This window comes from Mycobacterium sp. (assembly GCF_019247615.1).
Taxonomy (GTDB): Bacteria; Actinomycetota; Actinomycetes; order Mycobacteriales; family Mycobacteriaceae; genus Mycobacterium.
In genome coordinates this window covers 39,032-50,890 of the sequence record NZ_JAFBAT010000258.1, presented here as the reverse complement: position 1 = coordinate 50,890, position 11,859 = coordinate 39,032, and the positions used below count along the sequence as shown (strand labels likewise).

Below are 11,859 nucleotides of genomic sequence, written 5' to 3'. Positions count from 1 at the left end.
GAGCAATTGAAACTTGGCCTGGGCGTAGACGAATCCCAGCACATCCCGATAGGTGAAGTAGTTGCGCGCGGCCAGTCCGCGGCCGAAGTGCACCGCCGACGACCCCTGAACCAGCGTGTTGTCCACGTCGAAGAATGCGGCCGCGGTGAGGTCGATCGGCGGCTGGGGGCGACCCTCGTCGGTGGCGGTGGCGGCGTGCAGGTCCTCGAGCGCCCGTTCGGCGCTCGCGTTGTCGATCAGCGATTCCAGGTCGGCGCGGTCGGCGTGCTCGCCGCCCGACTCAGAGGAAGCCATCGCCCAACCTCCTAAATCGCTGTGGCGCCCGGTGATCCAGCGGGTGCCCGGTATTCCAACCCTATCCGGCAGATGCCATCGGGAGTGTTGATGCCTCGGGCGCCCGGTGAGCGACGTCCGTCGCCCACCTTTAGGGGCTTGCCGAGCGCGTCGACTTCAGACTCGGTGCGAGGTGAGCGCCAGATTTGTCGCTGCCGCGGTGGCTTGGGCGCGACAACGGCGTGGATCGTTGCGCTAGCGGGCCAGCCCACGGCCATCGTCGATCACGTCGCGATTTTAGCCGGGCCGTCCAAAGTAAACAGCGCTACCGGTGGATAAGGGCTCGCCTCGTGTTTGATTCCGACGACCTCGGATCGTATGAAAGTTAAGACAGCCCCTGTTGCTCTCGCCATTGAGTCCAGTACCTATCTGCATTGGAGCGTCGTAGTGACCGAAGTGTCTCGCATACGGTTTCCATCTTGGATCCGTCGGAGAACAGTTCCTCGACTTGTTGGCCGTTTTCTCGAAACCATGCGATTTCATCTTCAGCGGACAAATAGTCGAGCTCATCCTGCCCATTCAAGTACTGCTTGATAAGAGATACGGTGAACCAGTTATCTGCTGTCGCTAGCACTGTAGGTGCCACGCTAAGCAAAAATTGGCCTCTGTCGTTGGTGAGGTCCCAAGTGAGGATCGGTCCGGTGATAGTCAGCGATGCATTTATCGACGCCGCGCCGCTCGTGCTGGAATTCGTAATATGATAGCGCGAATCAAGATAGAGCAGATCAAAGTATTTTAAGAAGTACTCTAACAGCGTTTCATTTTCCAACCCTATCCGGCTGGTGGCGTCGGGGCGTTGAGGTGTCCGAGGGCGTCCAGGGCTAGCGCCGTCGAGCCAGCATGCCCATTACGGACATTACGATCGCCGGAGCGGGACCTGAGACGTAATGCTTTCGGGCAACCCCTCCAGGAGTGCTGCCGTCAGCTCTTCGAACGACAGGGCGAGGACTTGCATCATCGGTTGTTCGTAGTCCAGTGCAATCCCGTAAGCGCCCGGATTGTCTTCTAGTGTGTATCTCCGGAGATGTTGTTCGGCATAGTCCCTATCCAGGATGGGTCTTTTCGTGACTAGAAAGTCGATGGTCTCGTGGCTGACTGCCTCGACTCGTATCCGTGAATCAAGCCCCTGCGCTTCCCAGTCTACGAATAGCGATTTTTGCCGTACGTTGCGACTACTCCGGATACCGTTGCCTATTCTCGCAACAATATACTTACCGGCGTCCGCGAAGCGAGAGAACATCACCTCTATTCGTTCGTTTCGCTCTGCTTCTCGTTCATGCTTTAGCGAATGCAAGACGCAAATGCACCCTTCCGGCCTCGGCGCGATGATCCACGCTCCCCAATCGCCGAACTCCGCCCACTCGGGCCATCGTTTCAGTTTTTCAGAATAGTCGGAACGAAAGTAGAGGCGATCCTCGACCCACTCGGGCTCGTCGTATGGACCATTTCCAATGGAGTTGGCGATATTGCGCCACAAATTATAGTACCAAATCACCTCTGTGGCTTCGTTCGCGGTAGCCGCGCCGTTGGCATCCATCTGCACCTTATAAACTCTCCTCTTGGCATCCATGCTATCCCCAGGCCAGATAACCGTTGTCTATTAAGAAACTGATTAGCACTGTTTTACCCTCTTCGTCGACGACCACCCATTGTGTTCCACCGCCAGGCTGGCCAAATGCATCAGCCACTTTTCCGTATCGCACTTCCCAGCGGTCGGGCAATTCTTTACCAGTGCCGTGGAACCGATTGTAATCGCCGGATGAACCTGGGGCCAGGCCGCGGTCGGGATAGCTGTCACCGACTGCGCTCATAAAATCACCTCTGGTGTCGCTGACCTCCCCAATCCGGTCCAGCCACGCCTCCTTCGGAATGCTTCGGGGCGGTTTCCCATTTGCTGTCTGCGAAGCCATTAGCTTCTGGCCACTTCCACGTGCCTATTGCAGGGTCCCAGAACCTGTTCAAGATTTCCCGGGCGTTCATTCCCTCATATGGGCTGTGCAGCGCTGACTCGGCGAGTTCTCGAGGGCATCCGTGTTTGATGAGATCGTTCATGAGCTGCTCGGGTGATTCGGCGAGCGCCAGCTGCGCCTGGTGCCACGGCTTCAAATCCGACGGCGCGGGGACATCTGTCGGATGCCCGTCGGCGACATCATCGGGCGGCGCACCGTCGTGCGGCTGATGCGGCCCGGGCGGCTTGTCGGCGTCGCCGGGCTGATGCGGCGGGCCTCCGTCGCCTGGCGGATGTGGGCTGCCGCCATGAGGCGGGTGTGATTCGGGCGGATGAGCGGGCGGTTCCCCGCCGTGAGGTGCGCCGCCGAAGGCTGACGGCGCTTCGGCCGGGAGTCCGCTGGCCGGGGAGGTGGGCAGGTGCGGTGCCGCCGCCGCTGGAGCGCCCGCCGCGGGCTGTTCCGCAAACGCGGCACTGGGTACAGGGTTGCCCGGTTCACCGCGCGGGGCGTCCGGAAGGTGAACGGGCCCGGGCGGTTTCGAGTGGGTGAGCGGCGTTTGTCCTGCGGGTGCGGGTACCGGCGGCTTGCCCGCGGACTCCGGTGGGATCGCGACAGGTTTGGGCGGCTCGCCGGCGGGGGGTTTCTCGACGATCGGTGGTTTGGATTCCGTCGGGCTGTGCGGCAGCGGGCCATTGGCGGGCCCCGGCGCCGGTTTTGCCGGTGGCGTAGGTGCGGGGCTTGCCGATTCCGGCGGCTTGGGCACAGGCGGTGGCTCGACCGTCGGCTTCGGCGGCTCGAACGACGGGGATTTGGGAAGCTCCGGCGGCGGCTTGACACCTCTGAGCGCATCGGCCGAGGTGCGGCCCACCTTGCCCAGCTTCGACAGCGGGCCGCCGGGCAGGGCCAGCGTGACGATGTCGAAGACCGATCGTCCGGCGGCCTCGGCCGGGTTCTTGCTCCAGTCGTCCCAATGGACGAGGCCCTTGCCGAGCCGTTTCCATGCCTCTTCGAGACTGGGCGCATGTTCGCCGCCCAGGCCGACCAGCGGCAGGGCGCCCTTGACCTGGTCGCTTACATCTCTGCCGTAACCGATCGGGTCGAACATCATCCGGACGCTGCTGATGTCCCAGATGCCCTTGAGCATCCCGCCACCCTCTGACCACGCGCCTTCGGCATATTGCCCGACTTGATTGATGGCCCGCCCAACGTCGGTGCCGTGCAGGAACTGATCCCACTCCCTTGCCGCGTGGCGGCCCATGTCGGTGACGATCGTGGTGGCCGCGGCCAGCGTGGAAGCGATCTCGCCTCGCAGCGCCTCGGCCTCGGCGCTGAAGTTGTCGACCACCGCGCGAATGTCGTTGGCGATCTTCCTGATTTCGTCTTCGTCTTCGTCGGTCAGAAACTCCCAGACCTCTTTGATGCCGGTCAACGGGTCGCAGATGCGGGCCAACAGATCCAGGATCGCCGCGTGCACCTGGTCAACCTTCGCCGCGTAGCTGTTGAGCTGGGCCGCGATCTGCTGACACTGCTGCACGAGGCTCGTGGTGCTGCTGAAGGCGTCGGTGAACGCGCGATCGATGGCCGTGCCTTCCGGGGGCTGCTGGGCGCGAATGAGCGTCATCGGACCGCCCGTCCCGAGGATTTCGGCGAGCGCGAATCGTGTGCCCGCCGCGCTCCATGCCGCGGCGGCGGCGCGTAACTTCGCCGAATCGCCGGTCGGCCAGATCATCCCGATATAGGGGGCCACCCATCCCCACCCAGCCGGGGCGCCGGTACCGGAGCCGACCGACGACGGTGCCGAGCCGGCCGACATCGGGCCCGTCACCGACGGCGTGGGAAGCGGACCACCTCCGCCGGCAACGTTGGACATCGCTTCGGCAACCGAGTAGTTGTGTGCCGACATCCGCACACCATCGCCCAGACTGCACAAGCCGTTTCGGGTGGCCACCATCGCGTCGATGAGCTTTGCTGCCGAGCCGTCATAGCTGTGGCCGAGCGCCGTGCCAACGGGATCGTCGCCGGCCATCCCGGCGCAACCCGACAGCGCCGAGGTCAGGGTCGAGATCACCGAGCCCAAGCCCTCGCCGGCGGTCACGACCTCGGCGCCCGCGCTGTCGAGGGCCGCGGGGTCGACTGCCAGCGGCGCCATGGCCTACGACCACATAGAGAAGTTCTGTGCCATGGCGCCGGTGTAATTGCGGTGAGCGGTCGCCCCGGCGGCGCACAACTGGGCCAGCGCCTGGCGCATCATCGCTTCGCCGCGCGCCCAATGCTGATGGGCCTCGGCGTGAGCCGCCGCGCCTGCCCCGCTCCAGGCCGCATGCAAACGCTTTACCCGCGAATCGATTTCGGCGAGCATCTCTTCGGCTTGGCGCTGAAAATCGGTCATCCGCTGGACCGCATCGGCCAACGCTTCGGGATCCACCCGGAACGCCTCAGCCACGGTAAACCCCGCGCATCTCCTGGGCGGCCGTCGCCTCGTTCTGGTCGTAAGCGCCGCCGGCCTGGCCCACCAGATGCGCCAATATCGCCAGGCCCGCGTGCACCTCGGTGGCGCCTTTATGCCACAGCTCCCATGCCGACCCGTACGCCGTCCCCGATGCCCCGCGCCAGCCACCCAACATCTGGCCCACCTGATCGTCGAGCTGCTCGAGCTGAGCCATCAGATGCTCGGCCGCGCCGCCAACCGAGGCGGCAAACTCCTGCATTACCCCGGGATCGACGTGGAGCGTCCCCTCAGCGCCCATACCGGCACGTTAGTGAATTCGGGGGCGGTCCGACAATTCACCCGGAATCCTCGTACGCTGCCACACTGGTGGTCATGCCCAAGCGCCGAGTGGAGCTGCTGACCCGCGACGGCTGCACCATCTGCGCGCGCGTGCACGCCCGGCTGACCGACCTCGCCGCCGAGCTCGGCTTCGATCTGAGCACCACAGACGTCGACGCCGCCGCGGTGGCCGGCAACCCGGGGTTACGGGCCGAGTTCGGCGACCGCCTGCCCGTGATCCTGCTCGACGGCCGCGAACACAGCTACTGGGACATCGACGAGCCGCGCTTGCGCGCCGACCTTGGTCGGTGAACGTGCCTCCCCGCGCGGGGAACGTGACGTCGGTCAATTATTTGGTAGCCCACCTCATTACCGTTTACCGTGGACAGCAGTTGATTCGCGCCGAGCAAGCAAGGGAGCTGGCCAGGTGATGCTGCCGTGAGCATCCTGCTCTTCGGGGTTTCGCACCGCAGTGCGCCGGTCTCCGTCCTGGAACAACTCAGTATCGACGAATCCGATCAGGGCAAGATCGTCGATCGGGTTTTGCAGTCACCGCTAGTGACCGAGGCGATGGTGCTGTCGACCTGCAACCGGGTCGAGGTCTACGCCGTCGTGGACGCGTTCCACGGCGGGTTGGCGGCGGTTGGTCAGGTGCTGTCGGAACACTCCGGGCTGCCGATGGGCGACCTGACCAAATACGCCTACGTTCGGTACAGCGAGGCCGCCGTCGAGCACCTGTTTCAGGTTGCCAGCGGTCTGGATTCGGCCGTGATCGGCGAGCAGCAGGTCTTGGGGCAGGTCCGCCGCGCGTATGGCGCCGCGGAGGCCAACCGCACGGTCGGCAGGGTGCTGCATGAGCTCGCCCAACGAGCCTTGTCGGTGGGCAAGCGGGTGCACTCCGAGACGGGCATCGACGCGGCCGGCGCCTCGGTGGTGTCGGTCGCCCTCGGCATGGCCGAACGCCGGCTCGGCGGGCTGACGGGCAAGACCGCCGTGGTCATCGGCGCCGGCGCCATGGGCGCGCTGTCGTCAGCGCAGCTGGTGCGCTCCGGAATCGAGCACGTGCGGGTGCTCAACCGGTCGGCGCCCCGAGCGCACCGGCTGGCGCGCAAGATCCGCGAATCCGGCGCGCGGTCCGATGCGCTGACTCTCGACGGGCTGGCCGACTCGCTGGCCGACGCCGACGTGGTGGTGAGCTGCACGGGGGCGGTCAGCCCGGTGGTCTCGCTCGCCGACGTGCACCACGCGCTGGCTGCCACCCGCCGCTCGAGTGTCGACGAGGCGGTCCACCCGCTCGTAATCTGCGACCTCGGCATGCCGCGCGATGTGGACCCGGCGGTGGGCGGGCTGCCGGGTGTTTGGGTCGTCGACGTGGAGCGCGTGCAGCACGAACCGTCGGCCCATGCCGCAGCGGCCGATGTCGACGCCGCGCGCCACATCGTGGCGGCGGAAGTCGCCGCGTATCTGGCGGGCCAGCGGATGGCCGAGGTCACCCCGACCGTGACAGCGCTGCGTCAGCGAGCCGCCGAGGTGGTGGAGGCGGAGCTCCTGCGCCTGGACAACCGATTGCCCGCACTGGACAGCGCCGAGCGCGAGGAGGTGGCCCGCACGGTCCGTCGCGTGGTGGACAAGTTGCTGCACGCGCCCACCGTTCGGATCAAGCAGCTCGCCAGTGCTCCCGGCGGCGACAGCTATGCCGAGGCGCTGCGTGAGCTCTTCGAGCTCGACCAGACCGCGATAGACTCCGTAGCGGCCGTGGCCGCCGCCGAACTGCCTTTGGTGGCAAGTGAATTCGACGCCGAGACCGTCAAGCGCGCCGGCGAGTAGCCGATTGGCGAACGTGATCCGGATAGGCACGCGGGGCAGCCTGTTGGCCACCACCCAGGCCGGCGCGGTCAGGGACGCTCTGATCGCCAACGGCCATGGCGCCGAGCTGGTGACCATCACCACCGCGGGCGACCGGTCGTCGGCGCCCATCGAGACGCTTGGTGTCGGCGCCTTCACCACCGCATTGCGTGAGGCCATCGAGGACGGCCGCGTCGACGCCGCGGTGCACTCGCACAAGGATTTGCCGACCGCCGAGGACCCCCGGTTCATGATCGCGGCGATACCGCCGCGCAACGACCCCCGCGACGCCGTGGTGGCCCGGGACGGGCTGGTGCTGGGGGAGTTGCCGGCCGGTTCGCTGGTGGGCACGTCCTCCCCGCGACGGGCTGCGCAGCTTAGAGCATTGGGTCTCGGTTTGGAAATCCGCCCCCTACGAGGCAACCTAGATACCAGGTTGAACAGGGTAAGCAGTGGTGATCTGGACGCGATCGTGGTGGCCCGGGCCGGCCTGGCCCGGCTGGGCCGCCTAGACGATGTCACCGAGACGCTGGAGCCTGTGCAGATGTTGCCGGCACCTGCCCAGGGCGCGCTCGCCGTCGAATGCCGCGCCGGTGACGAGTTGGCGGCGGTGTTGGCGGAGTTGGACGACGCTGACACGCGAGCGGCGGTCACCGCGGAGCGAGCTCTGCTGGCCGAACTGGAGGCGGGCTGCTCCGCACCGGTGGGCGCGATCGCCGAGGTGGTCGAGTCCATCGATGAGGAAGGCCACGTCTTCGACGAGCTGTCGCTGCGCGGATGCGTGGCGGCGCTGGACGGGTCCGACGTGATCCGCGCGTCCGGTATCGGCGCTCCCGGTCGGGCACGAGAGCTTGGGCTCTCGGTCGCCGCGGAGCTTTTCGAGCTGGGCGCACGGGAGCTCATGCTTGCCGCGCGGCAGGACCCGCGCGAGAGATACGAATGACAGGAATGATTGGGAGCGACAATGACTCGCCAGCCAACCGCGCGAGGGCGTAAGCCGAGGCCGGGCCGCATCACGTTCGTGGGTTCCGGTCCGGGTGACCCGGGATTGTTGACGACGCGGGCGGCCACCGTGCTTGCCAACGCCGCCCTGGTATTCACCGACCCCGACGTGCCGGAGCCCGTGCTGGCGCTGATCGGCAAGGACCTCCCGCCGGTCTCCGGCCCGGCGCCGGCGGGTCCGGTCGCCACCGCGGCCGAAGGCGCCGCCGAAGGGGATACCGGCCGCCCCGCGCCCACGGTGATTTCCGGCGGTGCCGACATCCGCCCCGCGCTGGGCGAACCCGCCGAAGTCGCGAAGACGCTCACCGCGGAGGCCCGCTCTGGCGCGGACGTGGTGCGGCTGGTGGCCGGCGACCCGCTGACGCTCGACGCCGTCATCACCGAGGTGAACGCCGTCGCGCGCAGTCACCTGCACATCGAGATCGTGCCGGGCCTGGCACCCACCAGCGCCGTCCCCACCTATGCCGGGCTGCCGCTCGGCTCGTCGCACACGGTTGCCGACGTGCGCGGCGACACCGACTGGGAGGCGCTGGCCGCGGCCCCGGGCCCGCTGATCCTGCAGGCCACCGCGTCGCACCTGGCCGACGCCGCCCGCGCCCTGATCGAGCACGAACTGGCCGAGACCACCCCGTGCGTGGTCACCGCGCGGGGCACCACCTGCCAGCAGCGGTCGGTCGAGACCACACTGCACGGCCTGACCGATCCGGCCGTTCTGGGCGGCACCGACGGGGTTGTGGCGGCCGGGCCGTTGGTGGTGACCATCGGCAGGACGGTGGCCAGCCGCGCGAAGCTGAACTGGTGGGAAAGCCGCGAACTTTACGGCTGGACCGTGCTGGTGCCCCGGACCAAGGACCAGGCCGGCGAGATGAGCGAACGTCTGACGTCGTACGGCGCGCTGCCGATCGAGGTGCCGACCATCGCCGTCGAACCGCCCCGCAGCCCCGCTCAGATGGAACGGGCGGTCAAGGGCCTGGTCGACGGCCGCTTCCAGTGGGTGGTGTTCACCTCCACCAACGCGGTGCGCGCGGTGTGGGAGAAGTTCGGCGAGTTCGGCCTGGACGCCCGCGCGTTCTCCGGCGTGAAGATCGCCTGCGTCGGCGAGTCAACGGCCGACCGGGTCCGCGCCTTCGGAATAAGCCCGGAGCTGGTGCCGGCGGGCGAACAGTCATCGCTCGGTCTGCTGGACGACTTCCCGCCCTACGACAGCGTTTTCGACCCGGTGAACCGCGTCCTGCTGCCTCGGGCCGACATCGCCACGGAGACGTTGGCGGAGGGGCTGCGCGAGCGCGGCTGGGAGATTGAGGATGTCACCGCGTACCGCACCGTCCGCGCGGCGCCGCCGCCCGCGGCGACCCGCGAGATGATCAAGACGGGCGGCTTCGATGCGGTGTGCTTCACCTCCAGCTCCACCGTGCGAAACCTGGTGGGCATCGCCGGTAAGCCTCATGCGCGCACGATCATCGCCTGCATCGGCCCGAAGACCGCCGAGACCGCCGCGGAGTTCGGTCTGCGGGTGGACGTTCAGCCCGACACCGCCGCCGTCGGCCCACTGGTCGACGCGCTGGCCGAACACGCCGCACGGCTGCGCGCCGAGGGTGCGCTGCCGCCGCCGCGCAAGAAGAGCCGCAGGCGCTAGTGGCGTTTCCGCGGCAGCGTCCGCGACGGCTCCGCTCGACATCGGCATTGCGGCGCTTGGTAGCGCAAACCTCTTTGGAGCCAAGGCATTTGGTGCTGCCGATGTTCATTAGCGCTGAGGCCGACGGTATCGGGGAACCCCGGCCGATTCCCTCCATGCCGAACGTGGTTCAGCACACCAGGGATTCGTTGCGCGGCGCCGCCGCCGACGCCGTCGGCGCCGGGGTTGGCGGGTTGATGCTGTTCGGCGTGCCCCGCGAGCAGGACAAGGACCCCACCGGCTCGGCCGGCACCGACCCCGAAGGCATTCTCAATGTCGCACTGCGCGACCTGTCCAAGGATCTCGGCGACGCCACGGTCTTGATGGCCGACACCTGCCTGGACGAGTTCACCGACCACGGGCATTGCGGGGTCCTGGATGCCAGGGGCCGGGTGGACAACGACGCCACGTTGGCTCGGTACGTGAAACTGGCTGTTGCCCAAGCTGAGTCGGGCGCGCACGTGGTGGGGCCGAGCGGGATGATGGACGGCCAGGTGGCCGCGATCCGCGACGGACTGGACGCCGCCGGCTACAGCGATGTGGCGATTCTGGCCTACGCAGCGAAGTTCGCCTCGGCGTTGTACGGGCCGTTCCGCGACGCCGTGAGCTCTAGCCTCGCGGGGGACCGGCGCACCTACCAGCAGGACCCGGGGAATGTCCGGGAGGCCGTCCGGGAGGTCCGGCTCGACCTCGACGAGGGCGCCGACATCGTGATGGTCAAACCCGCGTTGGGATACCTGGACATTGTGTCGGCGGCGGCCGCGATTTCGCCGGTGCCCGTGGCCGCCTATCAGGTCTCGGGCGAGTACGCGATGATTTGTGCTGCCGCCGGGAACAATTGGATCGACGGCCGCGCCGCGGCGCTGGAGTCGTTGACGAGCATCCGGCGCGCCGGTGCGGATATTGTGCTCACTTACTGGGCCGCGGATGCGGCTGCCTGGCTTTCGTGAAACGGAACTTGCCTTGACACCAGAGACCACAGCGAGGGGCGCCGAGCCGAAGCCGTTGTTCTATGAGCCCGGCGCCAGTTGGTGGTGGGTGCTGCTTGGCCCGCTGTCGGCGGCGTCGATGATCCTGATCGAAGTGTGGAGCGGTGCCCCGGTGTCGTTCGTGGTCCCGCTGATCTTCCTGGTGCTGGTGTCCGGGTTCGTGGCACTGCAGGTGAAGGCGGCCCGGATCCATGTCTCGGTCGAGTTGACCGATGAGGCCCTGCGCCAGGGCACCGAAACCCTGCTGGTACGCGAGATCGTCAAGGTTTACCCGGAGGCCGAGAACCACGAGGCTTCCGGGAAGGAGCTGGCCGGCTGGCAGTCGGCGCGGGCACTGGGCGAATTGGTGGGCGTACCGCGCCGCCGGATCGGGATCGGCCTCAAACTCACCCAGGGCCGCACCGCCCAGGCCTGGGCGCGTCGCCACCGCGAGCTGCGGGCGGCGCTGACCCCGCTGGTCCAGGAGCGGGTGGAGCCCGCCGGGTCAGATATCAACGAGGACGACCGTGGCCAGGATCTCGACGACGGGCCGCTGTCGTGATCGCCCGATACCGCGCCTGGATCGAACTCGCCTTCGCCCTCGTCGCGCTGGCCGGCGCGGCCGTGTGCTGGGCCCACGCACGTCACACCGTGACCGTCGCGCCCGTCGCCGACGGCCAGCCGGTCACCACGTCGCTGGTTTACCACCCGCGGCTGCTGCTGGCGACGTTGGTGTTGATCACGATCGCCGGAGTCCTGGAGGTTCTCGGTGTCGCCAGGCTGTGGCGGCAGGCGAACGCTAGGCCGTCTTCTTGATCAGCGGCAGTACCAGCTGACGGCGGTCGATGATGGCATCGGCGAGGTCGCGGAGCGCCTGGGGCACCGAGCGGACAGACGGGAACAGCTCGTCCCAGCCGTCGCCGAGCAACTCGATGACCGCGGGGCTCGCGACCAATGTCCACTCCACGCCGGCGGCGCGGCAGTCGTCGTCGACTCCGTGCAGGAACGAGATACCCTCCGCAGCAAAGTGAGTGACGCCGCTCAGGTCAAGCACCAACGGGTTGCTCCCGTGCAGGAAGCGCCGGATGTATTCGGTAGCGGGCTCGGCGTTGACGGCGTTGATTTCGCCGCGGATGGTCACCACGGTCGCCAGATGACGGCAGTGGGCCCGGATCTGGGCGCCACTGCAGTCGAAGGTGGCGTTCCCCTGTCGAGTCGCGACGTTCGCTATGGTCATCAGCAGCCCCGTTCCCCGTTCGTATCGTCAACGGTGCCTGGGAAAACTAAGGAGACCGAAAGCCGCGTCTAACTCTTTGCTAA

14 protein-coding genes and 1 pseudogene are annotated in these 11,859 nt (G+C 67.1%); 7 read left to right on the top strand and 8 right to left on the bottom strand.

What is annotated here, in order from left to right; translation table 11 throughout:
- From JO059_RS17870 to JO059_RS17840, 7 genes and pseudogenes are all read right to left on the bottom strand, one after another.
- Window positions 1-294, bottom strand: a pseudogene (locus JO059_RS17870) (HAD-IB family hydrolase); the annotation flags it as partial.
- A gap of 364 nt (window positions 295-658) precedes the next feature.
- Window positions 659-1,102 carry a hypothetical protein gene (locus JO059_RS17865; RefSeq protein ID WP_293321059.1) on the bottom strand — a complete coding sequence of 148 codons (444 nt, stop codon included), beginning with the start codon at window positions 1,100-1,102 and terminating at the stop codon, window positions 659-661.
- 87 nt (window positions 1,103-1,189) lie between these two features.
- Window positions 1,190-1,903, bottom strand: a complete 714-nt coding sequence (locus JO059_RS17860; protein ID WP_293321057.1) for a hypothetical protein — start codon at window positions 1,901-1,903, stop codon at window positions 1,190-1,192.
- Window position 1,904: 1 nt separating this feature from the next.
- Window positions 1,905-2,144: a TNT domain-containing protein gene (locus JO059_RS17855; RefSeq protein WP_293321055.1), complete on the bottom strand. Its 240-nt coding sequence runs from the start codon at window positions 2,142-2,144 to the stop codon at window positions 1,905-1,907.
- Window positions 2,145-2,148: 4 nt separating this feature from the next.
- A complete protein-coding gene (locus JO059_RS17850) occupies window positions 2,149-4,431 on the bottom strand; it encodes an NAD(+)--arginine ADP-ribosyltransferase (protein WP_293321053.1) in 2,283 nt (760 codons plus the stop codon).
- A gap of 3 nt (window positions 4,432-4,434) precedes the next feature.
- Window positions 4,435-4,725, bottom strand: a complete 291-nt coding sequence (locus JO059_RS17845) for a WXG100 family type VII secretion target (RefSeq protein ID WP_293321051.1) — start codon at window positions 4,723-4,725, stop codon at window positions 4,435-4,437.
- Window positions 4,718-5,029 (bottom strand): WXG100 family type VII secretion target, encoded by a 312-nt coding sequence (locus tag JO059_RS17840; RefSeq protein WP_293321049.1) that lies wholly within the window; start codon window positions 5,027-5,029, stop codon window positions 4,718-4,720. The genes JO059_RS17845 and JO059_RS17840 overlap by 8 nt, the downstream gene beginning before the upstream one ends.
- Before the next feature lie 74 nt (window positions 5,030-5,103).
- On the opposite strand from JO059_RS17840, the gene JO059_RS17835 reads away from it, so the two are divergent.
- The 7 genes from JO059_RS17835 to JO059_RS17805 all read left to right on the top strand — a co-directional run bounded on the left by JO059_RS17835 (window position 5,104) and on the right by JO059_RS17805 (window position 11,355).
- Window positions 5,104-5,361 carry a glutaredoxin family protein gene (locus JO059_RS17835; RefSeq protein WP_293321047.1) on the top strand — a complete coding sequence of 86 codons (258 nt, stop codon included), beginning with the start codon at window positions 5,104-5,106 and terminating at the stop codon, window positions 5,359-5,361.
- A 126-nt stretch (window positions 5,362-5,487) separates the two neighbouring features.
- Entirely contained in the window at window positions 5,488-6,876 is a 1,389-nt protein-coding gene (locus tag JO059_RS17830; RefSeq protein WP_293321045.1) for a glutamyl-tRNA reductase, read from the top strand.
- 13 nt (window positions 6,877-6,889) lie between these two features.
- Window positions 6,890-7,837: a hydroxymethylbilane synthase gene (hemC, locus tag JO059_RS17825; RefSeq protein WP_293321075.1), complete on the top strand. Its 948-nt coding sequence runs from the start codon at window positions 6,890-6,892 to the stop codon at window positions 7,835-7,837.
- Window positions 7,838-7,858: 21 nt separating this feature from the next.
- Entirely contained in the window at window positions 7,859-9,532 is a 1,674-nt protein-coding gene (locus JO059_RS17820; protein WP_293321043.1) for a uroporphyrinogen-III synthase, read from the top strand.
- Window positions 9,532-10,521 (top strand): porphobilinogen synthase, encoded by a 990-nt coding sequence (hemB, locus tag JO059_RS17815; RefSeq protein ID WP_293321041.1) that lies wholly within the window; start codon window positions 9,532-9,534, stop codon window positions 10,519-10,521. Before JO059_RS17820 ends, hemB begins: the two co-directional genes overlap by 1 nt.
- Window positions 10,522-10,576: 55 nt before the next feature.
- Window positions 10,577-11,101 carry a DUF3093 family protein gene (locus tag JO059_RS17810; protein ID WP_293321073.1) on the top strand — a complete coding sequence of 175 codons (525 nt, stop codon included), beginning with the start codon at window positions 10,577-10,579 and terminating at the stop codon, window positions 11,099-11,101.
- Complete coding sequence (locus JO059_RS17805) at window positions 11,098-11,355, top strand: hypothetical protein (protein ID WP_293321039.1); 258 nt, start codon at window positions 11,098-11,100, stop codon at window positions 11,353-11,355. Before JO059_RS17810 ends, JO059_RS17805 begins: the two co-directional genes overlap by 4 nt.
- On the opposite strand, the gene JO059_RS17800 is transcribed toward JO059_RS17805, so the two are convergent.
- On the bottom strand, window positions 11,339-11,776 hold the full coding sequence (locus JO059_RS17800; RefSeq protein ID WP_293321037.1) for an STAS domain-containing protein: 438 nt from the start codon (window positions 11,774-11,776) through the stop codon (window positions 11,339-11,341). The genes JO059_RS17805 and JO059_RS17800 overlap by 17 nt on opposite strands.
- Window positions 11,777-11,859: the final 83 nt, after the last annotated feature.

Bases quoted from the DNA above. Each gene is read 5' to 3' on its own strand.
- JO059_RS17860 (WP_293321057.1), bottom strand. From the start codon at position 1,903: ATGGATGCCAAGAGGAGAGTTTATAAGGTGCAGATGGATGCCAACGGC.
- JO059_RS17855 (WP_293321055.1), bottom strand. From the start codon at position 2,144: ATGAGCGCAGTCGGTGACAGCTATCCCGACCGCGGCCTGGCCCCAGGT.
- JO059_RS17850 (WP_293321053.1), bottom strand. From the start codon at position 4,431: ATGGCGCCGCTGGCAGTCGACCCCGCGGCCCTCGACAGCGCGGGCGCC.
- JO059_RS17840 (WP_293321049.1), bottom strand. From the start codon at position 5,029: ATGGGCGCTGAGGGGACGCTCCACGTCGATCCCGGGGTAATGCAGGAG.
- JO059_RS17835 (WP_293321047.1), top strand. From the start codon at position 5,104: ATGCCCAAGCGCCGAGTGGAGCTGCTGACCCGCGACGGCTGCACCATC.
- JO059_RS17820 (WP_293321043.1), top strand. From the start codon at position 7,859: ATGACTCGCCAGCCAACCGCGCGAGGGCGTAAGCCGAGGCCGGGCCGC.
- JO059_RS17800 (WP_293321037.1), bottom strand. From the start codon at position 11,776: ATGACCATAGCGAACGTCGCGACTCGACAGGGGAACGCCACCTTCGAC.